At 64.0% G+C, this 21,183-nt stretch carries 19 protein-coding genes; 4 read left to right on the top strand and 15 right to left on the bottom strand.

Annotated features, from left to right (window positions below):
• Positions 1-13: 13 nt before the first annotated feature.
• The 6 genes from AC1DE3_RS15475 to AC1DE3_RS15450 form a co-directional block, all read right to left on the bottom strand.
• Positions 14-1,513, bottom strand: coding sequence for a tripartite tricarboxylate transporter permease (locus AC1DE3_RS15475; protein ID WP_441513121.1), 1,500 nt, complete (start codon positions 1,511-1,513; stop codon positions 14-16).
• A 5-nt stretch (positions 1,514-1,518) separates the two neighbouring features.
• Entirely contained in the window at positions 1,519-1,968 is a 450-nt protein-coding gene (locus tag AC1DE3_RS15470; protein WP_476778488.1) for a tripartite tricarboxylate transporter TctB family protein, read from the bottom strand.
• Positions 1,969-1,970: 2 nt separating this feature from the next.
• Positions 1,971-2,759 carry a hypothetical protein gene (locus tag AC1DE3_RS15465; protein ID WP_476778487.1) on the bottom strand — a complete coding sequence of 263 codons (789 nt, stop codon included), beginning with the start codon at positions 2,757-2,759 and terminating at the stop codon, positions 1,971-1,973.
• 62 nt (positions 2,760-2,821) lie between these two features.
• On the bottom strand, positions 2,822-3,877 hold the full coding sequence (locus tag AC1DE3_RS15460; protein ID WP_476778486.1) for a Bug family tripartite tricarboxylate transporter substrate binding protein: 1,056 nt from the start codon (positions 3,875-3,877) through the stop codon (positions 2,822-2,824).
• 62 nt (positions 3,878-3,939) lie between these two features.
• On the bottom strand, positions 3,940-5,205 hold the full coding sequence (locus tag AC1DE3_RS15455; RefSeq protein WP_476778485.1) for a flavin-dependent oxidoreductase: 1,266 nt from the start codon (positions 5,203-5,205) through the stop codon (positions 3,940-3,942).
• 45 nt (positions 5,206-5,250) lie between these two features.
• On the bottom strand, positions 5,251-6,294 hold the full coding sequence (locus tag AC1DE3_RS15450) for a cupin domain-containing protein (RefSeq protein WP_476778484.1): 1,044 nt from the start codon (positions 6,292-6,294) through the stop codon (positions 5,251-5,253).
• A gap of 334 nt (positions 6,295-6,628) precedes the next feature.
• On the opposite strand from AC1DE3_RS15450, the gene AC1DE3_RS15445 reads away from it, so the two are divergent.
• Positions 6,629-7,672, top strand: a complete 1,044-nt coding sequence (locus AC1DE3_RS15445) for a Gfo/Idh/MocA family protein (protein ID WP_476778483.1) — start codon at positions 6,629-6,631, stop codon at positions 7,670-7,672.
• A 56-nt stretch (positions 7,673-7,728) separates the two neighbouring features.
• The gene (locus AC1DE3_RS15440; protein WP_476778482.1) at positions 7,729-8,721 is read left to right on the top strand and encodes a substrate-binding domain-containing protein; all 993 of its coding nucleotides are present in this window, start codon (positions 7,729-7,731) and stop codon (positions 8,719-8,721) included.
• A 198-nt stretch (positions 8,722-8,919) separates the two neighbouring features.
• On the opposite strand, the gene AC1DE3_RS15435 is transcribed toward AC1DE3_RS15440, so the two are convergent.
• The 8 genes from AC1DE3_RS15435 to AC1DE3_RS15400 form a co-directional block, all read right to left on the bottom strand.
• Positions 8,920-9,810 (bottom strand): type 2 periplasmic-binding domain-containing protein, encoded by an 891-nt coding sequence (locus AC1DE3_RS15435; RefSeq protein WP_476778481.1) that lies wholly within the window; start codon positions 9,808-9,810, stop codon positions 8,920-8,922.
• Positions 9,811-9,889: 79 nt separating this feature from the next.
• On the bottom strand, positions 9,890-10,975 hold the full coding sequence (locus AC1DE3_RS15430; RefSeq protein WP_476778480.1) for an ABC transporter ATP-binding protein: 1,086 nt from the start codon (positions 10,973-10,975) through the stop codon (positions 9,890-9,892).
• Entirely contained in the window at positions 10,968-12,725 is a 1,758-nt protein-coding gene (locus tag AC1DE3_RS15425; protein WP_476778479.1) for an ABC transporter permease, read from the bottom strand. Before AC1DE3_RS15425 ends, AC1DE3_RS15430 begins: the two co-directional genes overlap by 8 nt.
• Positions 12,726-12,753: 28 nt before the next feature.
• Positions 12,754-13,815 carry an ABC transporter substrate-binding protein gene (locus tag AC1DE3_RS15420; protein ID WP_476852528.1) on the bottom strand — a complete coding sequence of 354 codons (1,062 nt, stop codon included), beginning with the start codon at positions 13,813-13,815 and terminating at the stop codon, positions 12,754-12,756.
• A 100-nt stretch (positions 13,816-13,915) separates the two neighbouring features.
• A complete protein-coding gene (locus AC1DE3_RS15415; RefSeq protein ID WP_476778477.1) occupies positions 13,916-14,614 on the bottom strand; it encodes a 4-carboxy-4-hydroxy-2-oxoadipate aldolase/oxaloacetate decarboxylase in 699 nt (232 codons plus the stop codon).
• Positions 14,611-15,333, bottom strand: coding sequence for a PIG-L deacetylase family protein (locus AC1DE3_RS15410; protein ID WP_476852527.1), 723 nt, complete (start codon positions 15,331-15,333; stop codon positions 14,611-14,613). The genes AC1DE3_RS15415 and AC1DE3_RS15410 overlap by 4 nt, the downstream gene beginning before the upstream one ends.
• Positions 15,330-16,586, bottom strand: a complete 1,257-nt coding sequence (locus tag AC1DE3_RS15405) for a CaiB/BaiF CoA transferase family protein (protein ID WP_476778475.1) — start codon at positions 16,584-16,586, stop codon at positions 15,330-15,332. The genes AC1DE3_RS15410 and AC1DE3_RS15405 overlap by 4 nt, the downstream gene beginning before the upstream one ends.
• Complete coding sequence (locus AC1DE3_RS15400) at positions 16,586-17,542, bottom strand: hydroxymethylglutaryl-CoA lyase (RefSeq protein WP_476778474.1); 957 nt, start codon at positions 17,540-17,542, stop codon at positions 16,586-16,588. The genes AC1DE3_RS15405 and AC1DE3_RS15400 overlap by 1 nt, the downstream gene beginning before the upstream one ends.
• Before the next feature lie 156 nt (positions 17,543-17,698).
• Here AC1DE3_RS15400 and AC1DE3_RS15395 point away from each other — a divergent pair, with 156 nt between their 5' ends.
• Entirely contained in the window at positions 17,699-18,631 is a 933-nt protein-coding gene (locus tag AC1DE3_RS15395) for a LysR substrate-binding domain-containing protein (RefSeq protein ID WP_476778473.1), read from the top strand.
• 410 nt (positions 18,632-19,041) lie between these two features.
• Positions 19,042-19,719, top strand: coding sequence for a response regulator (locus AC1DE3_RS15390; RefSeq protein WP_476778472.1), 678 nt, complete (start codon positions 19,042-19,044; stop codon positions 19,717-19,719).
• A 49-nt stretch (positions 19,720-19,768) separates the two neighbouring features.
• On the opposite strand, the gene AC1DE3_RS15385 is transcribed toward AC1DE3_RS15390, so the two are convergent.
• Positions 19,769-21,178 carry a sensor histidine kinase gene (locus tag AC1DE3_RS15385; protein WP_476778471.1) on the bottom strand — a complete coding sequence of 470 codons (1,410 nt, stop codon included), beginning with the start codon at positions 21,176-21,178 and terminating at the stop codon, positions 19,769-19,771.
• Positions 21,179-21,183 lie beyond the last annotated feature (5 nt).

Raw genomic sequence — 21,183 nt, 5'->3', positions numbered from 1 at the left:
CGTCTTGGCGCCGTCAGGCTTCCTTGAATGCTTCTTCTCGTGTCCGGCGCAGGGCGGGGAGCACGACGGCGGCGAGCAACGCGGCCGAGACGATCAACAGGCCCAGGCTGATAGGTTCGGTCGTGAACACGGTCGGGTCGCCGTGGGAAAGGATCATCGCCCGGCGCAGATTCTCTTCCATCATCGGCCCGAGGATGAACCCGAGCAGCATCGGCGCGGGCTCGCAGCCAACCTTGAAGAATACGTATCCGAGCGTGGCGAAAATCGCGGCGAGTACGACCTCGAACGCGGAGTTGTTCACGGTATAGACGCCGATGACGCAGAAGAAGAGAATGCAGGGAAACAGGAAGCGATAGGGAACTGTCAGCAACCGGACCCAGATGCCGACGAGTGGCAGATTGATCACCACGAGCATCAGGTTTCCGACCCACATGCTGGCGATGACGCCCCAGAACAGGCTGGGCTGCTGGGTCATGACGCTCGGGCCCGGTGCAACGCCCTGGATCATCAGCGCGCCCAGCATCATCGCCATGACGGGGTTCGAAGGGATGCCGAGCGTCAGCATCGGGATGAACGAGGTCTGCGCACCGGCATTGTTGGCCGATTCAGGGCTCGCTACGCCCTCGATCGCGCCATGTCCAAAACGGGACGGATCCTTGGCGATCTTCTTTTCGATGGCGTAGGCCGCAAAGGAACTCAGCAAGGCCCCGCCACCAGGCAGAACGCCGAGGATCGCGCCAATGCCCGTGCCACGCAGGATGGGCATGATCGACGCGCGCATTTCATCGCGCGACGGCATCAGCGAGCCGATGACCCTGCTCGCGGACCGGTCGTGCCGATGCTCGAGATTGCTGATGATCTCGAACATGCCGAAAAGCCCCATCGCAATCGGCATGAAGCCGATGCCGTCGATCAATTCGGGAATGTCGAAGGTGTAGCGAAGGTCACCCGTATTCAGGTCGGTTCCGACGAGTCCCAGGAGCAGGCCGAGACAGGTCATGGCGAGGGCTTTCAGGAGCGAGCCCTGCGCAAGCACGACGGCTCCGACGAGACCCAGCACCATCAAGGAAAAGTACTCTGCCGGGCCGAACTGCAGCGCGACGCGGGTCAGAGGCGGGCTGGCCAGCGCTATGAGCAGCGTCGAGACGGTGCCGGCGAAGAAGGAGCCGATTGCGGCGACCGCAAGCGCAGCGCCAGCGCGACCGCGACGTGCCATGGCGTGCCCGTCTAGACAGGTGACGACCGAGGTGGATTCACCGGGCGTATTGATCAGAATTGCCGTGGTGGACCCGCCGTACTGAGCCCCGTAGTAGATCCCCGCCAGCATGATGAGCGCCGCCGTCGGAGTCAGATAGAACGTGATCGGCAGCAACATCGCCATCGTCGCCACCGGGCCGATCCCCGGCAGGACGCCGATGAGCGTTCCAATCAGAACGCCAACAAAGCAGAAGAGAAGATTCATGGGGGTGAAGGCGACGGAGAGGCCGAGGGCCAGGTTGTCGAAGATTTCCATGGGTTCTACCTCCAACCCGCAAGGATTTTGATCGGCAGTCCGAGAACAAAGACGAACAGAACCGAGGCTGCGATTGCGAGGCCGATGGAGAGGGCGGCCATCTCCCGGAACTTGAATTCGTGGCCGGCGAGGGCGCCGATCATGATCACGGCGATTGTGCCGATGGCCAGGCCGAGACGGTCGACCAGGGCCGCGAAGGCGAGGACGCCCGCGACAATCAGGATCAAAGAGCGAATGTTGAAATGGGTAATCGGTTCGCCGCCGATCGCCACGCCGCGGATCGCGATGGTCGCCCCCAATCCGACGAGGAGCCAGCACAACAGCGTTGGCAAATATCCCGGCCCCATGCGTAGCGCGGAGCCGACCGGATAGTTGCTTCCAAGCCAGAGGCCGAGACCCCCCAATGAGGCGAAGATGAGGCCGGCGAGGACTTCCTGATTCAGATGAAGCCGCATGCTCATGCTCCTTCCGCGATGGCTGCTAATTGTTGGGACCGCCAGTGATTCCGGGCCTCGTCTTCGTCTGCGTCCACCACGGTGGGTTCCGAAGGGGGCAGATCCGCAGGCGTCACCATATGGGCGATCTGATAGAAACCTGAGACGGGTGAACCGGCGGCGCCGCGCCGGATCACCTCGTCCGGCGGAAGCAATCTGGCGGTCGCGCTTTCCAGGTTTGCGGCGCTATAGCCTTCGACGACAAGGATCCAATCGGCGGTGTCGTCGGCGCGACCGCGCAGCGCCTGCTCATGCGTAGCTTGCGGCGCCCAAGCGGGCGCATGCTCGAGGAGATGCGCGCCTACGACGCCTGGTTGCGACATGAGCGACGGCAGTGCGGTTTCGACGAGCCACCGGCGAAGTTCGCTTGAGCCCGCGCCATCGTCGCGCGGGGTCAGGCGAACGGCCTGGATATAGGCGCCGATTCCCGATCCGTGGCTCGCGGTCACCTGGCTCGGGGTGCGGCTCAGGCGTTGGACCAACGCCATGATGGAACGAGTCCATACGGAGGGATTGTTCAGGCGGGCCAGATAGGCGGGTGAGGCGATTGTCGCGAGTTGGTCGACTTCGTAGAGAACGAAGTATCGCGGGGCGTTGCCACTTATCGAGACGCCCCGTCTGGCGCGCAGGAAGCCCGGAATACCAAGGCGTTCCAGGAAGTGTTCGTTCGAATGCCACTCGTCATGCGCAGCATGGTGTTCCGGCGCGATGTCGCACCACATGACGAGCGCACCCTTGCCCAGCAAAGGCATGACTTGCTCCATCTCATCGAGCTGAGGTTTGGGAGAACGGCGCAGCAGGCTGCGCCGAGACGTTACTCGGCGCGCGCGCCAGAGGCCTTGACGACCTGGCCAAGACGCGTGGTTTCAGACGCCATGACGGCGGCAAACTCTTCGGGCGAGTTGCCGATGATGTTCACTCCGAATTCCGTCATGCGAGCGACGACATCGGGATGCTTCAGTGCTTTGATGAATTCGGCATTGAGCTTGTTGATCACCGGCGCGGGCGTATTCGCCGGCGCCGCGATGCCGAACCAGGCACTGAGCTCATAGCCAGGAAATCCCGCCTCGGCCATGGTCGGCACGTCCGGCAGCATCGCCGAGCGCTTGCTGTCGGTGACGGCCAGCCCCTTGAGATTGCCGTCGCGGACCAGCGGACCAGAGCCGGGAATACCGTCGAAGATGAGATCGAGCCGGCCGGCCAGCAGGTCGGGAAGGATCTGTGCCGTGCCCTTGTACGGCACATGGACGACATTGCTTCCCGTCCCGGACTTGAACATCTCTCCGAGCAAATGGCCGCCGCTGCCGATGCCTTGCGAAGCGAAGGAGAGGGGCTTCGCTTTGGACAACGCGACAAGATCAGCCGGTGTCTTGGCCGCGCTGTTTTTCGGCACAGCCAGCACATGCGACATGCTGAAGATTTCAGTGACCGGCGAGAAATCCTTCACCGGGTCGTAAGAGAGCTTGGCATAGAGGGATTGGTTGATGGCGTGGCTGCCGATATTTGCCAAGAACAGAGTATAGCCATCCGGCTTGGCCTGCTTGACTACCATCGCGCCGACCTGACCGCCGCCGCCGGGCCGGTTGTCGATCACCACCGGCTGGCCAATGCTGTCGGATACTTTGGCCGCGACAAGCCGCGTTGCTTGGTCAGCGACGCCTCCCGGAGGAAACGGCACGACGATCGTGACCGGCTTTGACGGGAAATCCTGTGCCGCTGCGGAGGCGATGCCTGCGGCGAGTACAAGGGTGGTAAGGAGCGCTAGTCCCCGATGCTTTGACATGATGTGGTTTCTCTCCCAACTGGAATAAGTCCGCCTTTTTTGTTTCGATCCGATRCCGGCGGGGCCTTCGAATCCTTTGCGCCACATTCAGTGGATCGCACCGAGATGAACTGAGGTGTCGTGCTTCCTGATTGCCTTTCGCGATGATTTCACGCGGATTTGCGGGGCGACTGCAGGTCTTCCGCAGAGAAGCCCGCCAATTTGCGATAGCGATCCTGCCAGGCCACGAGTTCTGTCTGCGATATGACGTCGTTGATGTGGTCGAAGCGCTTTCCGCCTGTCCGTTCCTCGACGACTCGGAGGATGGCGTCCGGCGCCTGGCTGCGATTGGCGATGACGACGTCGCCGGTGGCCTTCAGGCGCTTCGACTCGTACTCCTTGAGGGCGGCGAGCGGATCGTCCCCGCCGGCCAGGAGAACGGCGATCGTGTTGGCGTCGATGATCGCCTGGGCAGCGCCATTGGAGCCGCGTGGCATCATGGGGTGAGCGGCATCGCCGAGAAGGGTAATGCGCCCGGCAGTCCAGAACCGCAGAGGATCCTGATCCACCATCGGATATTCCAGGATCACGTCGGCGGCACGGAGCATCGCGGGAATATCCAGCCAATCGAACCGCGCATGTTCGAAATGGCCTATGAATTCCTCGACGCTGCTCTCCCGGTTCCAGTCGCGCGTCTGCTCATTCGGGCGTGACAGTTCGATCACCCAATTGATGAGCTGCCTGCCTTCGCCGTCGATGTCGTTGCGAATGGGATAGGTAATGAGCTTACCCGTCTCATAGGTCCCCATATAGACCATGCTGGCGCCGCTCAGGAACGGCTTCCATCGGGTCGCGCCGCGGTACTGCGTGGTGCCCTGATAGCGTGGCTTCGCCTCTTCGGGATGGAATTGCTTGCGCGCGGCGGAATGGACGCCGTCGCAGGCGATGACGATGCTGGCCCGCACTGTCTTGATGACGACGCCGGCTGCATCCCCGAAATGCACGATGGCCTCGTCGCCAGCCTGATCGACCGCGACGCAACGGTGGCCGAAGGTGATCGCGTCGCGTCCGAGACGGTCCAGGACCGCCTCGACGAGAACGGTATGAAGGTCCGCACGATGGATCGAGACCTGCGGCCATTCATAGCCCGCGAATTGACCGCGGGGTTCCGAGTAAACATGCTGGCCATGGCTCGTGTAGAAACAATACTCCCGCGTCGGAATCCCTTTTTCGACGAGGCGCTCGACGATCCCGAGCTCACCCAGCTCCCGGATGGCATGCGGGAGCAAATTCAACCCTACGCCCAAGGGCTTGAACTCAGGTGCGCCCTCATAGAGCCGACACCTGATCCCTACCCTTTGAAGCGCCAAGGCGAGTGTCAACCCACCAATGCCCGCTCCAATGATCAGGACGTCCAGATCCTGTTTTTGAGCCATTCTTCCCCCCGTTTCAGGTCGACAGCAGCCAGTGATGACCAGCGCTCACCGACGCGTTTCTTCTCGCAGGTGGCCAATACGGTCGGTCAGCGCGCGATCCGTCATCAGGAAGAGTGTCGCAGGGCCGGAGGTGGCGTTGTGCTCGATCCACTGCCAGCGCGGCAGCGTGAAGACGTCATGCTGCTTCCACTCGAAGCGGGTATCGCCGATCTGGCTGACGCCCTCACCTTCGATGACGACGACCATGGCCGTCGCGGTCGTGCGCATCGGCACCGTCGCACTACCCGGCGTCAGGCCGAGGGCGAAGCAATCGAGAGTCGGCATGATCGGACCGCCATCGACCGGGTTGATATAACGCAAGCGACGTGACCCGTCCGCCGCGGGCGGCATCGCCTTCAGGGCTCCCGACACACGGCTCCACGAGTAACGGTAAAGTGGCGAGTAGGGGACGGTGACGTCGCCCTCGGGCAGCACGCCGCCTTCGCACAGACTTGCATCGTCCATCTGTGCAAGGCCGCGATCGGGGATCGGGCCAGGCCCCACCTCGAAGAAGACGGTGCCGAGCTGGCGCGCGAGCGGGTAGTCGAGTCCATCGAACCAGACGGCCCGGGTCTTTCCCGAGTGATGGTGCTCGTGCCAGCTCCAGGCAGGCGTGAGAATGAGGTCGCCCGGCTCCATCGGGCAGGGCTTGCCGTCGACGACCGTGACCGCGCCGTCTCCCATCATGGCAAGCCGCAGCGCGGCGAGGGTATGGCGATGGGCATGCGCCGCTTCTCCCGCCTCGAGAATCTGAAGGCCGCCCGATAGCGTCGGCGTCGAGAATACGGTTCCCGGGAAGGCGGGGTGGGTGAGGAGCAGCACCCGGCGTTCAGCCTCCTGCATGCTGATCTCGCGCGCCGACCTCTCGATCAGCTCCGACATCGATGCCCACGGCCAGATGATGGGTTCGTAGTACTGCGGCTCCCGCGTGTTGAGACGCATATAGCGGTCCCAAAGCGGTTGAACGTTCACAGCCTCCATCGCCTCCAGGAGACCGGACTTGCTGTCCGCGCTATCGGGCCGCTCGGCCAAACCACGTCGCTCGCTCATCGCTCTTCCTCCGATCCGGCTTTTTGTGTCGCCGGGCTTGCCTCAGTATGGACTATCACCAATAATTGGCGTACCAACTAATTTGTCAAGCGGTTCTTCGAGCCGAAAGAAGAGCTGGGGGTCACGCCAATGTCACAGAGTCGCGATCGGTGCCCGACCGCGAAGCGAATGGAGGCCGACCGTTCGCGGGCGCAGGCCGAATCCCAGGCGCGATGTCAGATCATCGGCCTGCGAGGGGCCGGCACACAGCAGGGCATCCTTGTCATGCGCGGGAATGCCGACAGCTTGCGCGCTACAATCAATCTCGCCCGGAAGCACTGAGGGGGGCAAAGCAATGACAATCCGTGTCGCCGCCATTGAAGTCAGTCATTGGCATGCGCTTTATGATGCCGCCTATCTGCGGCAGATTCACCAAATGCCGGACGTCCAACTCGCCGGCTTGCAGGATCCCGACCCGAACGTCGCCGCATGGACAGCGGCGCAACTGGGCGGGGGAGTGGCGGTTTTCACCGACTATCGCGAGATGCTGCGCGCGGTGAAGCCTGATTTCGTGATTGCGCTCGGGCGCCACAGCGCGATGGCGGAGGTCGGGCATCACCTTCTCGACGAGGGGCTTCCTTTCCTCATGGAAAAGCCGATGGGTTTCGATGCCCGGGAGGTGCTTGCGCTGGCGGAGAAGACACGAGCGAAGGGCGGCTTTGCCGCCGTGCCGATGCCGCAGCGCAATTCCGCCTTCGTGCGCAAGGCAAGGGGGATGATCGACGAGGGCAGGTTCGGGCCGCTGTCGCATATCTACATGCGCATGAATCGCTTCTCATCGGCTCGCTATGTCGCGTGGAATTCGGCCTGGATGCTCGACCCGTCCCAGTCGAACGGCGGCGCGCTGCGCAATCTGGGCGCCCATGGCTTCGATGCCTTCTTGCATCTGACCGGGGAGGACGCCGAGATCACCGGTGCCCAGATCAGCCGGCGTGCCTTGGGAACCTCGGTCGACGATTACGCGTCTGTGCTGATTCGCTCGAAAAGCGGTGTGCTCGGGACATTGGAGGTCGGCAACGCCTATCCGCGTCGCACCGCGGAAGGCGGCCCGTACAAGGGGCCGAGCCGCGACAAGTTTCTGGACGGTGCGGATGGCGAATGGAAGGTTTCGGGCCGGGATGCGCTGCTCATGTCGAAAGACGGCGCGCTGCGCCTCGTCACGTCGGACGATGAAGAGACCGCCCCAAGTACTCCGACGACAAATCCGAGCTACGAGGTCATTGCCGAAGCACTCCGCCGTTGGAAATCCGGCGATCGACCCGAGGTGGATGTCTACGACTGCTATCGGGCCGTAAAGCTCATCGACGAAGCTTACGGTGTCGCCGAGCTGCATGGATAGCGCGCCGTTGGCGCGACCATGCCAAATGACACAAAGACGTTCCCGGGAGACATGTCTTGAGTAAACTACGATTGTCCGTCGCGATCGGAGGCTATGATCGCAACCGCCCCCTGATCGATGGCGAGGTCAAGATTGACGGGGTGGACCCGGTCTTCATGACGCTCGACCCGGAGGAGATCTTCTTCCGCGCTTTCCGTCATACGGAGTTCGACATCTGCGAGCTTTCCTTCAGCAGCCACGTGGTCAAGCTGGCTCAGGGAACCAGCCGGTATGTGGGCGTGCCCGCCTTCGTGTCGCGCGCCTTTCGCCACACGTCGATTTACGTCCGGTCCGACCGAGGCATCCGGGAACCGCGCGACCTGATCGGCCGCCGCATCGGCATCCCCGAGTATCAGCTCACTGCCTGCGTCTGGGCCCGCGCGTTCCTCGAGGACGATTTCGGCGTGAAACCGTCCGATGTCGTCTGGGTGCGAGGTGGCATCGAAGAGCCGGGGCGGCCGGAGAAGATCAGACTCGATCTCCCCTCGCAGATCCGTATCGAGAACGCTCCCGAAGGACGATCGCTCAACAGTCTCCTCCTCAGCGGCGAGATCGACGCGTTCATCGGCCCTCGCGCTCCGTCGTCATATGATCAGGGGAACCCCTTGGTCATGCGCCTGTTCGCCGATCCGACGGCCGCGGCGATCAGCTATTTCAGGCACACGCGCATCTTCCCGATCATGCACGTCATCGGCGTCCGTCGCGAACTGGTCGAGGCCCAGCCCTGGTTGCCGGCGGCCTGCCTCAAGGCCTTCGAGAGCTCCAAGAATGCCGCGATCCTGAAGCTGACGGACACGTCGGCGACGAAAGTCACCCTGCCATTCGTCGAGGAACAGCTCAAGGCTGCGCGGGATCTGATGGGGCCGGATTTCTGGCCTTATGGCGTCGCGTCGAACCGCCCTACCATCGAGGCGTTCCTCGACCATCACCACAGGCAGGGGCTCTCGTCGCGACGGGTAGCGCTTGAGGAGGTGTTCCATCCCTCGACCCTGGACGCCCATAAGATCTAGCCCGAACCGGCAATTAACCCGGCGGTCGGCCGCGGCATCGGCTCCTGCGCCGGTCCCGGCCAGGGCAGCACACCGTTCCGTGCGCATGAGGCTCCCATCAAGCGCGCGGAACTGCGGCACGTCGGGGGTAAGAAAGCTGGACGATGTCAAACAACGATAAAGGGCCGGGGCACTCAGTTCATCGTCGCCGGCTTTATTTCAAATCAGCTTGAGAGCGCTCTTGTAGAGAGCGTCTACCGCATGTGATTTTGATATAATTCCTTGCCGAACGCAGTATTCCATCATTTTCTCGATGGATGAGCGCATCGCTTCCGCGCCATTGATATTTGGCGTATTCGGGTCGGCCGGCGCAGCATCCGCGCTCTGATTCAGGAGGCGCACGATCTCCTGGACCGCGCCCGGCTCATCCGCGACGAGCCGGTCGGATACGACGGCGACATGGTTGATCTGGTAGTGGCCGAAGCACTGGTGCCAGGCCGCGGGATCGCGAGGCAGGCCATTGTCGATGACGGCCGAGAGACCGGCGCGCTCGGAGGGCACGAGGAGCGCCGCATCAAGCTCTCCGGCGAGCAGCATGTCCCGCAGCCCGGATGTGGCGGGAGCGCGCCGTACCGTCGCCGGAGGATTGGCCGAGGGCAGGTGGGGCTCTTCGACCGTGACCCATTCGACGGCGTCGGCCGGAAGGTCCCAGAGTTCGTCAAGCAGGCCGCGGACCCAGGCCGGGCTCGTCTGCGCATAGGCTCTGACGCCGATGCGTTTGCCGGCGAGTTGCCCCGGCGACAGCTTGCCTCGGCGCGGATCATGGACCAGGGCAGGGTGCTGAACGCGGTGGTTGAGCGTGATCGGCAGGAGGCTGAGAGGCCGGCCGGCCTCATACGCCTGCAGGAAGGTCACCAGGGCAAGTTCGCCGAAGGCGAAGCCCGGATCGTTCAGGAATTGCTTGAAGCCATCCTGGATCGGTTGGGCCTGGACATAGGAGATGTCGAACATGTCGGAGCGGAGCGCGCCGCTCTTGACTGCCTTTGTGCGCGGCGTGTCGTCCAACAGCGCCTGCAGCACGGGCCGCCACCGTGGCGATTGTGAGATCATGATCGTTTGGACTCCTGTCTGAACGCCGGCCTGCCAGTGCGAATTGCGCCCATGCACGAGGCAGGTGTCGCGCTCGATCCTAGGCCGCGAACAGCACGGCTCCTTCCGAGGGGACCCAGAGATAGACCTGCGAGGACGCGACGTCGGCCTGCGCTTCCACCTTCGCGATCGATCCAGCGACGTCGAGTTCATATTGGAAACGAGCGCCCAGATAGCTGCATGACAGCACGCGGGCCGACAGGACGGCGCCATCTTCTCCCGGACGCTGTTCCTTCGATTGCAGCAACCGCATCCTGTCAGGGCGCACCGAAATGCGAACTGGACTTTCCAGCGGCAGGGTCCGGTGGCTTTTCAGGCGCAGGAACTGGTCTTCGCCGATGCTGACGACGTTGCCGTCGGCGGTGTCGTTTCCGACGACCCGGCCCGGGAAGAAGCTGCTGGTGCCGATGAAGTCGGCCACGAAGGGGTCGGCGGGGCTGGCGTAGATCTCATGCGGGGTGCCGATCTGGACGATGCGGCCCTTGTTCATGACCACGATGCGGTCGCTGAGCGCCAGCGCCTCGCTCTGGTCATGGGTGACATAGATCGTGGTCAGCCGAACCTGATCCTTGAGCTGGCCGAGCCAGACGCGAGCGCGCTCGCGCAGCTTGGCGTCGAGATTGGAGAGCGGCTCGTCGAGGAGCAGGACGTCCGGCTTGTAGACCAGCGTGCGGGCGAGCGCGACGCGCTGCTGCTGTCCGCCGGAAAGCTCATGCGGATAGCGATCGGCATAGCTTTCCATTTCCACGAGTCCGAGCGCCTCGGTCACCCGCCGGTCCTTCTCGGCGCCCTTGACCTTCCTGAGCTTGAGCGGAAAGGCGACGTTGTCGCGCACGCTCATATGGGGCCACAACGCATAGGACTGGAAGACGAGCCCGAAATTGCGCTGTTCCGCCGGCAGAGAAAAGCCGTTTTGTCCATCGAACAGCACGGTCTCGCCGGTGCGGATCGAACCGTTCGTCGGCTGGTCGAGCCCCGCAACCGCCGCAAGGGTCGTCGACTTGCCGCAGCCCGACGGGCCGAGAAGGGTCACGAATTCGCCATCGGCAATGTGAAGGTCGAAGTCGCTGAGGGCCGTCACGGCGCCGAAGCGCTTGGTCAGTCCCTGGATGATGAGCTCAGTCATAAAGCTTGACCTTGAAGAGCGTCCGCGCAGCGAAGATGAACAGCACCGTCAGCAGGATCTGGACCGTTGCCAGAGCCGACAATGTGCCCATCTCGCCGAGGACCCAGTATTGGAGGAGCGTCGTTCCGATGACCTCGCTGCCGGGCGCGATCAGGAAGATGGCGATGGAGTATTCCTTGAGGAAGTGGATGAAGAGGATCGCGAAGCCCGAGAACATCGCCGGCTTGATGAGGCGCAGGACGATGGCGCGGACCGTCGTCAGCCAGTCCGCGCCGACGACGCGGGCGGCCCGATCGAGATCCGGGCCGATCTGAAGGAGGGCGGGCGAGAGGCTCGCGAAGGCCGTAGGAATATAGCGCATCGTGTAGGCCACCATCAGGACGACGATGCTGTTGCGCAGCCAGCCGAGCGGCGGAATGAAGACCATCGCATAGAAGAAGCCGATGCCGGCGATCAGGCCGGGGATCGCGCGCGGGAACAGCGCGACATATTCAAGCGCGCGCCGGAAGCGGAAGTCGGAGCGGTGAACGACGAGGGTCAATGCGGCGATGAAGGCAATCGCCACGGCGCTGCCGACGATCGCGATGACGAGGGTGTTGCCGATCGCGCGGAGATTGGCTTCTGACGAGAAGACAGCGGCGAAATTGTCGAGCGTCAGGACGTCCGCCATCGGCACGAGCGGGCTGAGGAAGCGCGTAAAGGCACGCAGCACCAGCACGCCGAGCGGAAGCACGATGAACAGCGTCGTATAGGTGAAGAGGAAGCCGAAGGCGATCCAGCGCACCGCGCCGAGATCGAAGAGCCGCTTGCGCGAGGCCTTGCCGCCGACGGTGACGTATCGCCGCGCATTGCGCAGCATCCGTCCTTGAAGGAAGACCAGGATGGACACGATGACCAGCAGAAGCGTCGCCGCCGTCGCAACCAGGCCGTAGTTCGGGCGCGGGGCCGCCACCCCCTGCGAATAGAGATAGGTCGTCAGAAGCGTGATGCCGCCCGGCTCGCCGAAGATGAGGGGGATCGACAGCATCTCCAGGGAGCTGGTGAAGCTGAGCACGCTGCCATAGAGGATCGCCGGCGTGAGCAGCGGCAAGGTGATCGAGACAAGCGTGCGCACCGCACCCGCGCCGCAGCTGCGTGCCGCGTCTTCGAGGGCGGGATCGGCGAGCTTGGTCGAGCCCAGGCAATAGAGTGCCGCCAGGGGTGATTGCGAGATGCCGGCGACGAGCGCCATGCCGCCCAGCGAATACAGATTCCAGGGCTGCTCGCCGACGATCCCCTGCACCCACAAGGTGATGTACCCGGCCGGGCCGTACATCAGAAACCACCCGAACGACAGGATCAGATGGGAGATGAACAAGGGCCAAAGCAGCATGCTCCCGAAAAGGCGCCGCCCCGGCACATTCGTGCGGCCGATCAGGACGGCGCTGACTACGCCCAAGAACTGCGACACGATCGTCGAGATGAAGGCGAAGACCAGCGTGTTGTAGATGATCGTGCCGAAGCCTTCCGAGCCGAACAGATCGGAGTAGTTCCTGATGCTGAGCTGCGCCTGCTCGTCATAGAGCGGCCGGTCCAGCACGGATTGGTACAACAGCGGCAGGATCGGCCCTGCGACCAGGACCAGCGCCATGACGGCGATGACGTATTGCAGGATGACGCTGCGCGCGGGGTGGTTCGCCAGCCCCGAGGCGAGCCCGGTCCGGCGCTGCATCGCGCGCGCGTCGAATGCGGGGATGTCCAGCTGGCTCATGACGGTTCCATTCGTTTCGTACCGTCGGTCAGGCGCGGTTGGCTTCGCGCCATTTCCGCACGAAGGCTTCGTGGTCGTTCACCAGGCCGCGGTCGTAATTGACCAGGATCGCATTTTCCGTGCCGATTTCCCGTTCGATCTGCGAGAAAGTCTCGGCGCCGCCGACGCTCTCGGACGTGACGGATGGCCTGACCGGCGTGCGCGAGCCTGCCGCCAGCGCCTTTTGCCCGGTCTCCGAGAGCATGAAGTCGAGAAGCAGCTTCGCCGAATTCGGGCGCGCCGACTTGATGGGAATGCCGAGGCCCCGGAAGACCGTCGGCGTGCCGTCGCTGATATAGCTCATGCCGACGATGCGCGCGCGCGCGGGATCGCGGACTGCCATGCGGGCGGCCGAAGATCCGCAGAAATAAGCCAGGACATATTCGCCGGTGGTCACCTTCTCGACCATCGGACCGGCCGAGCGCTCGAACCGCGTCTCCGGGCCGAGAGTGCGGTACCAGTCCCAGACCTTGTCGCCATGGTGCCTGGCGAAAAAGTAGTGGGCGTTGTAGCCGTAGGATGTCAGGTTGGCGCTGTAGCTCGTGAGCTTGCGGCGAAATATGCCAGGATTGGCTTTCACCTTCTCGACGAGATCGGCGAAACTGGTCGGCCAGAGCTTTTCCGGCAGAAGCGCCTTGTTCCAGAGGAAGACGAGCGGATCGAGAGCGGCTGTGTAGAGTCCGGGGCTCGGACGACTCCAGACCGGATAGGCACCGGCTTCCGGCGAGGCGTAAGCCAGGATCTGGTTGCGATCGATCATGTCGATCCAGGCGTCGGGCGCCACGGTGACGATGAGATCCGCCGTGCGGCTGCCGGTCGCGGATTCCGCGAAGTAGCGCTCCATGGCTTCGTTGGCGTTGATGTCCAATGTCTGGACGGAGATCCAGGGATACGCCGCCTTGAAGGCCTCAAGCGTCGGGCGCCATTGGCCCGGCGACATGTTCGAGTACGCGATGAGATCCGGTTCGGCACGCGAGGCCTCGATAAGCCTCGCGTAATCGGGCGGATAATTCGCAGGTATGTTCTGCGCCGAAGCCCTTGTCGCGGACATGGCCAGTCCGGCCGCACCCATCCGCAAGAAACCACGCCTGTCCATCATCGGTCATCCTCCCATTTTTTTATCTTTGGAGATGTTTAGTAGGATCGAGAGCTCATCGCTCCTTCGCGGAAACGTATTTCAAACCCGCCCGCGCCAGCGCCGGCCTCATCTCGTAGATGTCGAGACCCAGTTCGCCGGCCGCGAGGCGCGCGCGGCGCTGGCTTTCGCCGGCGATCCGTTTGCGCGCCGCCGCCAGCACCGCTTCGGCACGCTGACGCGGCAGCACCAGAACCCCGTCGTCATCCGCCACGACGACGTCTCCGGGCTGCACATGAGCTCCGGCGCAGACCACCGGCACATTCACCGACCCCAGCGTCGCCTTGACCGTGCCGCGGGCCGAGATGGCGCGGGACCACACCGGGAAGCCCATCTCCGTCAGCGAGCTGACGTCCCGGACGCCGCCATCGATGACGAGCCCTCTCACGCCCCGCGCCTGAAGCGAGCTCGCAAGCAGATCGCCGAACATGCCATCGCTATTCGCGGCGGTGCAGGCGACCACGAGGATGTCCCCGGGCTGGCATTGCTCGACGGCGACATGCAGCATCCAGTTGTCGCCGGGCTGGGCCAGAACCGTCACGGCCGAGCCGGCAATCGCGGCTCCCGGAAAGATCGGCCCCAGATAGGGGTCCATCAAGCCCGGCGCGCGGCCGGCTGCCTCATGCGACGTCGCGACGCCGCATTTGCCGAGCTCGTCGATGATCGCTCCGGCGGCGCGCTCGATATCCGTGACGACGATCCCGAGCTCGCTCATGCGAAGGCCTCCACGGCCTCTGGATAGGCGGAGCTGAAGGCCTCGCCATAGGTCATCGGCCGCCCGGAGTTGCGCCCGCCCTGCATGCCGCGGTTGAGGGCCACGCGCTCATAATAGTCCCAGAGATGCCGCTGCGCCGGCAAGGCCTCGAAAGCCCTGCGCTTCACCTCCCAGACCTCGGTGATGTTGAGAATCCGGTCGGGCCGGAAGCCGCATTGCTCGGGCTGATGCGGTTCGAAGGCGCAGAGCTGGGGCGCATTGTAGCTGACCTGCGGACCGGGCTTGTGACCGGCCGCCTGCGCCACGATGCGCGCCTCGCGGGCAAAGCGGGCGGCCTCCGGATGGTCGACATTGTACGGGTCGGCATCGGCATGCGTGAGCACGAAGGAGGGCATGAGCTCGCGATAGATATCGATCATCCGGTCGAGCATCGCGGAGGTCAGATGCAGCGGGTAATCGCCGGCGTCGAAGAACTCGATCTCGGCGCCGAGTACGGCCGCGGCAGCCTCGGCTTCCGCCTGTCGCGCGCTCTTGCAGGCTTCGAGCGTCATGCCGGGCTGCTTCCATGCGCCCTGGCTCTCGCCCCGCTCGCCGAAGGAGAGGCAGACGATCTTCATTCGCACGCCGCGGCGGGCGTGCAGGGCGATTGCGCCACCGGCGCGCCAGACGAAATCGCCGGGGTGGGCGCTGACCACCAATCCGCTTGCAGGTGCCGTCACGTCTTGCTCTCCAAAACTGCGCCGATGAGATCGGCCGAAGACAAAAGCCGGTTGAGGTCAGGGCCCGCGATCACGCCCGCCTTGTCCATGAGGGCGATTTCCTGGGCCGTGTGCCCGATCTCCGTCAGGATCTCGACGGTGTGCTCGCCGAGCGTCGGCGGCTGGCGCTCGATGCCGGGGCGTGCGCCATCGAAGCCGACCGGCAGGGCAGGGAGGCCGAAGGTCCTGGCATCCCCGCTGAGTGTGGTGACGGCGACGTCAAGCAAGCCTCCGCTTGCGAGCAGATGCGCGTCATCGAAGAGATCGGTGGGCTTGCCGACCGGGGCGAAGGGAATCGAGGCGGCCACGCAGCGCTCCTGCACGGTGTCGCGCGCAAGCGGCAGCAGCGCTTCCTGGATGCGCGGCAGCAACCAGCTCCGTTCGGCGTTGCGCAACGCGTTGCTCGCCAGACGCGGATCGCCAGCGAGTTCCTGCAGGCCGAACATCTCGATGAAGCGGCTCCATTGCATGTTGCTGGTCACGCCGATGAAGACCTGCTCGCCGCGGGCGACGTCGAACACGTTGTAGATGGCCCAGGCTCCATGCCGGATCGGCATCGGGCGAGGGTCGTTGCCCGTCGCGGCGAAACCCGCCATATGCGTCAGCATCAGGAAGGCGCCGGTTTCGAACAGGGCGCTGCCGACCTTCTGGCCCTTGCCGGTGCGATTGCGCTCCGAGAGCGCGGCGAGGACGGCGGTGACCCCGAAGATCCCTCCAAGAATGTCGGTGATCGACGATCCCGCCCGAAGCGGCCTTCCGGGCGGGCCGGTCATATAGGCGAGGCCGGTCTGGAACTGGATGACCTCGTCGAGTGCCGGCCGCCTCTCGTAGGGACCGCCGAGAAAGCCCTTCAAGGCGAGATAAAGCAGACGTGGATTGACCGCGCTCAGCTCTTCATAGCCGCAGCCCAGCCGCTCCATCGTTCCGGGGCCGTAGTTTTCGATGACGATATCGGCACCGGCGACGAGACGGTGGACGGCCCGGCGTCCCTCCGGATTCTTCAGGTCGATCGCGAGACTGCGCTTGTTGCGGTTGAAGCCCGGAAAGAACCCCGCGCCAAATCCCGGCAGGCTGCGGGTGTGGTCGCCTTCCGGCGCGGGCTCGATCTTGACGACGTCCGCTCCGAGGTCGGCAAACAGGAGACCCGCCGTCGGCCCCATGATCATATGGCTGAATTCGAGGACCTTGAGCCCTCGCAACGGCTTGGCGGACATCAGGCGGAACCTCGCAGGGCGTCGAGCGAACCGGCATGGATCAGTTCGCTGGGGAGGGTGTGGCCGACGATGGCTTCGGCCATCCGCCCCACCTCGATCAGGGCATCCAGGTCGACGCCCGTTTCGACGCCGATTTCGTGACAGAGAAGGACGAGTTCCTCGGTGCTGATGTTGCCGGCCGCGCCCTTCTGGCCGGCGAAGGGGCAGCCACCGAGCCCGCCGACCGTGGAGTCGAAAAAGTCGACGCCCATTTTCAGGCCCGCATAGGCGTTCGCGACCGCGAGACCCCGGGTGTCGTGGAGATGCAGCGTGATGCGCTTGTCGGGCCATTTCGCGCGGACCTCGCCGACAAGCGCCTCGACGCGCGGCGGCGTCGCCCAGCCCATCGTATCCGACAGCGATATCCGCTCGATCTCGACACCGGCTTCGGCGGCGACGCCGAAGCCGTCCTGCAGCGTCGCGATCACCTGCTCGCGCGGCACGTCTCCCTGATAGTTGCAGCCGAAGGCGGCCATCACGCCGACCCGCTTGACGGGTACGCCGCGCGCGATGTGGAGAGCCGTCTGCCGGCGGCTCGCCTCGACCTGCTCGGCATGGCTGCGATTGAGATTTCTGCGCGTGAACGCTTCCGAAGCCGTCAGCGAGATCGAACCGTAGAGCGTGAGCTTGTCGGCAGCGGCGAGGGCGCGGTCGAGGCCCTTCTCGTTGAACCACAGCGCCGTATAGCTGACGCCGTCTTTGGGCTTCATCTGCGCGACGACGTCGTCGGCGTCGGCCCAGCCCGGAACGACCCGTGGATTGACGAAGGAGCAGACCTGAATGCGCTTGAGGCCGGTCTCGGCCAGCGCCTCGATCAGCCGCACCTTATCGGCTGTCGCGATCGGCCCCGGCTCGATCTGGAAGCCCTCGCGCGGGCCTTCCTCGTGAATCTCGATGGAGGCTGGAAGATCAGCCATGCGCCCGGAAACCTCCCGTAAGACTCGGCGGTCAGTGGCGCCGCGAGTTCGTTGCCGCCAAGTTGCGTGCCGGGAGCGATATCGTCCAATATATTTTAAGGGGCCTCGTGAAAGCTTCAACGTATCACTGGGCCGACATCATCGAGGCTGATCCCCATGGAAATCCGGCATGTGCGCTATTTTCTGGCAGTGGCGGAGGAAGCAAGCTTTCGGCGTGCAGCGGAGCGGCTGAACATCAGTCAGCCCCCGCTGAGCAGCCAGATCCGCGACCTTGAGAAGGAGTTCGGGACGACGCTGTTTCACCGCACCACGCATGGTGTGGAATTGACGACCTCCGGGAAGTTTCTGCTCGAGCCGTTCCGGGACCTTCTCGATCGCTTCAACGACACGCTCGCCTTGGCGAAATCCGCGGGCCGCGGAGAAGCCGGCCGGCTTCGCATCGGCTTTCTGGCGTCGGTTCCGATGCATGAGATGTTCCCGCGCATTCTGAGAGCGTTCCGCCAGCGCTATCCCAATGTTGCGCTCGACATGTCTCACCTGCCGACCGGGACCCAGCTGCAGATGCTGGCGAATGATCAGCTCGATCTCGGCTTTCTGCGCCCGCTCGTGCCAAGCTCGCCGCTCCGGAGCATCCAGATGATCGAGTTATGGCGCGACCGGCTCGAGGTCTTCTTCTCGGCAGATCATCCTCTTTCCCGCCGCGACGGCCCGGTCGAGCTCGACGCCCTCGCGGATGAGGACTTCGTCGCGTTCAAGCGGCAGGTCGGCAGCGGCCTGTTCGAGCACACGCTGGCACTCTGCAGACGTGCGGGTTTCGTGCCCCGGGTGGTGCAGCAGAGCAGCGATGGCGGCGCGTTGCTCGGCTTCGTCGGCGCGGGCCTGGGCATCGCGATCCTGCCGCGGGTTTACGCTTCCAAAGGGTTGCCGGGGATCGACCATCGCGAGTTGCGCGCGCGCGATGCGAATACCGGAATAGCCCTGGCGAAGACCTTGAACAAGACGGCGCCTCTCGCGGAGCGCTTCCTTCGCCTCGTGGAAGAGGTTCGTGATGCGGGCTCGGATGATCGGGCGAAGCCACCCTCTGGCTGAGCTACGATCCGGTCGATAAGCCCTTGCTTTGAAAGGGATGATCCGCACGACGTTCCAGGCTACCTGCTCAGGGAGCTCTTCTGCCGATTTGGCCCTGAGAAGGGGACCGCGAAGACGTTTCTGACGCTGCGCGCGTTCTCTGCCGACGCGCTGTCTTCCGGCTTTGGGCCGAGGCGGACAGAATGCGCTTGAGCCCCGCTAAAAATGCGGCGCCTGAGAGTGCAGACCAACGCCCCCGGCCGACCAAAGCACCGACCGATCGAAAAAAAACGCCGGAGACTGGATAGGTGCCGGCTCCCGATGCGCCTTGTGCGCCATATAGCTGACGTAGTGGAAGCATCGTCTTGCTGATTTAACCGTATGTTAATTCGCTTGTTTACTGAGTTTCTAAACTGGCAGAGTATTGGGACATGCAGGATAAGCCCCGTCCCCGGATATCGATAGCGATCGTCGACGACCATCCGCTGCTGGCGGAAGGGATCGCGACCGTTCTGTCGCGCCGCGACGATTTTGTCGTGGCAGAGATCGGCGCGAGCGCGGCCGACATTATTGATATCGTCGACCGGCGGATCTGCGACGTGCTGATCGTCGATCTCAACATGCCCGGCGATGTCTTCGGTGCGTTGGCCGCGCTGCGTGACATCGCGCCTGCTTGTCGCGTCGTCGTCTTTACGGCCTCGACCGACACCGATCATGCAGTCAGGGCTCTTGGTGCCGGAGCCGCCGGCTATGTGCTGAAGGGCAGCAGCGCGAGCGAGCTGCTCGACGCGGTGGAGGCTGCACTGCGCGGCGAAGTCTACATCACTCCCGCCTTCGCGGCGAAGGTGATCAGCGCCCTGAACAGCAAGGCCGCCGAGAAGCAAGCGGTGATCAGCACGAAACTGAGCGTGCGCGAGGAGCAGATCGTTCGCCTGCTGCTATGCGGCAAGCAGAACCGCGAGATCGCCCGGAGCCTCGAGCTGAGCGAGAAGACGGTCAAGAGCTACATGACCAATCTGATGACCAAGCTCAGGGCGCGCAACCGGCTCGAGGTCGTCATCGCCGCCCAGAAGATGAAGCCGGGCGATTTCTCCTCGGCGGGGCGCTGAGGCGGCTTCGACCGAGCTTGCTTGGACCGAGCTTGCTCGTCTCTGCCCGCTAAAGCCCCGTCGTCGGTGAGCGTCGGCGCACCGGCAGCAGCGCCCTGAGCTGCAGTCCGCCCTGCGGTTGCGGCGTGATGGTCAGGCTGCCGCGCAGGGCTTTCACCCGGGTTTCCAGCCCCCGCAGGCCGAGCCGCGGCCGCTGCAGGGTGGGCTCGGGCTGCTGGGCCTCGTTTCCGGGGCCGTCGTCGGAAATCACGATCTCCAGCGTTTCGGCAGCAAAGCGCGTCGCGACATGCTGGCCGCGTCCCTGTGCGTGCTTGTATCCGTTCATCAAAGCCTCCTGAACGACGCGGAAGGCGCAGAAGCGGATCGCCTCCGGCATCTGCTCGGGGAGATCGACGAGGTTTCGGCCGACGGCCGTACCGGTCTGCTGCTCATGTCGCTTGATCGCGGCCTCGATCGTGTCAGACGGCGAGAGGTCGCGGATTTCGGGCAGGACCAGCCCCGCGGAAAGATTGCGCAGCTCGGCCAGCGTCTGCTGGATGAGGCGCTCCAGCTGTGCCCGCAGCTCCGGAGGCTTGTCGGGGAGCCGGAGCATCAGCAGGCTGAGCATCTGGATCGGCCCGTCATGGAGGTCGGCGCCGATGCGGGCGAGATAGACCTCGTTCGAGACGGCCGAGTCGAGCCGGGCCCGGTCCGCAGCACGGCGGAGCATGTTGTTCCGTCTGGCCAGTGCGGAGGCACGCGCCAGATTGGCTGCCAGGAGCGATTGCTGCGAGCTGATGGTCCGGCTGGCGCGCCTGATCGTGAGGTAGAGCAGGAAACCGATGATGATCGCGACGTTGAGAATCAGGAACCAGGTCGCGTAGCGCAACTGCACGACTTCGCGGTCGAGCGAGTGGCTCACCTCATAGAATTCGCCGATGGCAACGATTGTCCGGGTGCCGGGCTTGTAGATCGGCGCGTAGCTTTCGAGCAGACCCGGATCGTCCCGACCATCGCCGTGGCTGTCGTTCTGGATGGACACCAGAACCCGGCCTTCCAGGAGCGTGGCGAGCCGCGAAGGTTGAAGTCGCGCCGCCTCCTTCGCCTGGCCGGTGCTGTAGACGAGCTGACCGGATCGGCTCCAGATCTTGATCATGGTCACGCGCTGGCCGAGCCGGCTATCGGCGATCAACGCCTGGATTCTCTGCTTGCTCTCTTCCGTCAGCGCGTCGGCATGCTCGAGTTCGAGGACATGGGGGGCGAGAAGGGCTTCGAGGTAATGGGCCCCGATCTCGGCCATGCCCTGCTCCCAGCCATTGCGAATGCGGCGCTCGACCCAATAGCCAAGGGTAATCATCGACAGCCCGACGACGAGCGAGGCGGCGATGGTGAAGCGACGCTCCAGGCTTTGCGCGGTCCATCGCCGCCGCAGCCTGTCGAGAGCGGATACGGACTTTCGTCGGTACTCGGCGCCATCCAAGGTCG

The organism is Allobosea sp. 10L417 (genome assembly GCF_056395485.1).
This window is presented reverse-complemented; position numbering and strand designations above follow the sequence as displayed.

Coding starts and splice junctions, on each gene's coding strand:
- AC1DE3_RS15425 (WP_476778479.1), bottom strand. CDS start 12,725: ATGAGCCAGCTGGACATCCCCGCATTCGACGCGCGCGCGATGCAGCGC.
- AC1DE3_RS15405 (WP_476778475.1), bottom strand. CDS start 16,586: ATGTCCGCCAAGCCGTTGCGAGGGCTCAAGGTCCTCGAATTCAGCCAT.
- AC1DE3_RS15470 (WP_476778488.1), bottom strand. CDS start 1,968: ATGCGGCTTCATCTGAATCAGGAAGTCCTCGCCGGCCTCATCTTCGCC.
- AC1DE3_RS15430 (WP_476778480.1), bottom strand. CDS start 10,975: ATGACTGAGCTCATCATCCAGGGACTGACCAAGCGCTTCGGCGCCGTG.
- AC1DE3_RS15450 (WP_476778484.1), bottom strand. CDS start 6,294: ATGAGCGAGCGACGTGGTTTGGCCGAGCGGCCCGATAGCGCGGACAGC.
- AC1DE3_RS15390 (WP_476778472.1), top strand. CDS start 19,042: ATGCAGGATAAGCCCCGTCCCCGGATATCGATAGCGATCGTCGACGAC.
- AC1DE3_RS15395 (WP_476778473.1), top strand. CDS start 17,699: ATGGAAATCCGGCATGTGCGCTATTTTCTGGCAGTGGCGGAGGAAGCA.
- AC1DE3_RS15420 (WP_476852528.1), bottom strand. CDS start 13,815: ATGTCCGCGACAAGGGCTTCGGCGCAGAACATACCTGCGAATTATCCG.
- AC1DE3_RS15400 (WP_476778474.1), bottom strand. CDS start 17,542: ATGGCTGATCTTCCAGCCTCCATCGAGATTCACGAGGAAGGCCCGCGC.
- AC1DE3_RS15465 (WP_476778487.1), bottom strand. CDS start 2,759: ATGCCTTTGCTGGGCAAGGGTGCGCTCGTCATGTGGTGCGACATCGCG.
- AC1DE3_RS15445 (WP_476778483.1), top strand. CDS start 6,629: ATGACAATCCGTGTCGCCGCCATTGAAGTCAGTCATTGGCATGCGCTT.
- AC1DE3_RS15475 (WP_441513121.1), bottom strand. CDS start 1,513: ATGGAAATCTTCGACAACCTGGCCCTCGGCCTCTCCGTCGCCTTCACC.
- AC1DE3_RS15455 (WP_476778485.1), bottom strand. CDS start 5,205: ATGGCTCAAAAACAGGATCTGGACGTCCTGATCATTGGAGCGGGCATT.
- AC1DE3_RS15435 (WP_476778481.1), bottom strand. CDS start 9,810: ATGATCTCACAATCGCCACGGTGGCGGCCCGTGCTGCAGGCGCTGTTG.
- AC1DE3_RS15415 (WP_476778477.1), bottom strand. CDS start 14,614: ATGAGCGAGCTCGGGATCGTCGTCACGGATATCGAGCGCGCCGCCGGA.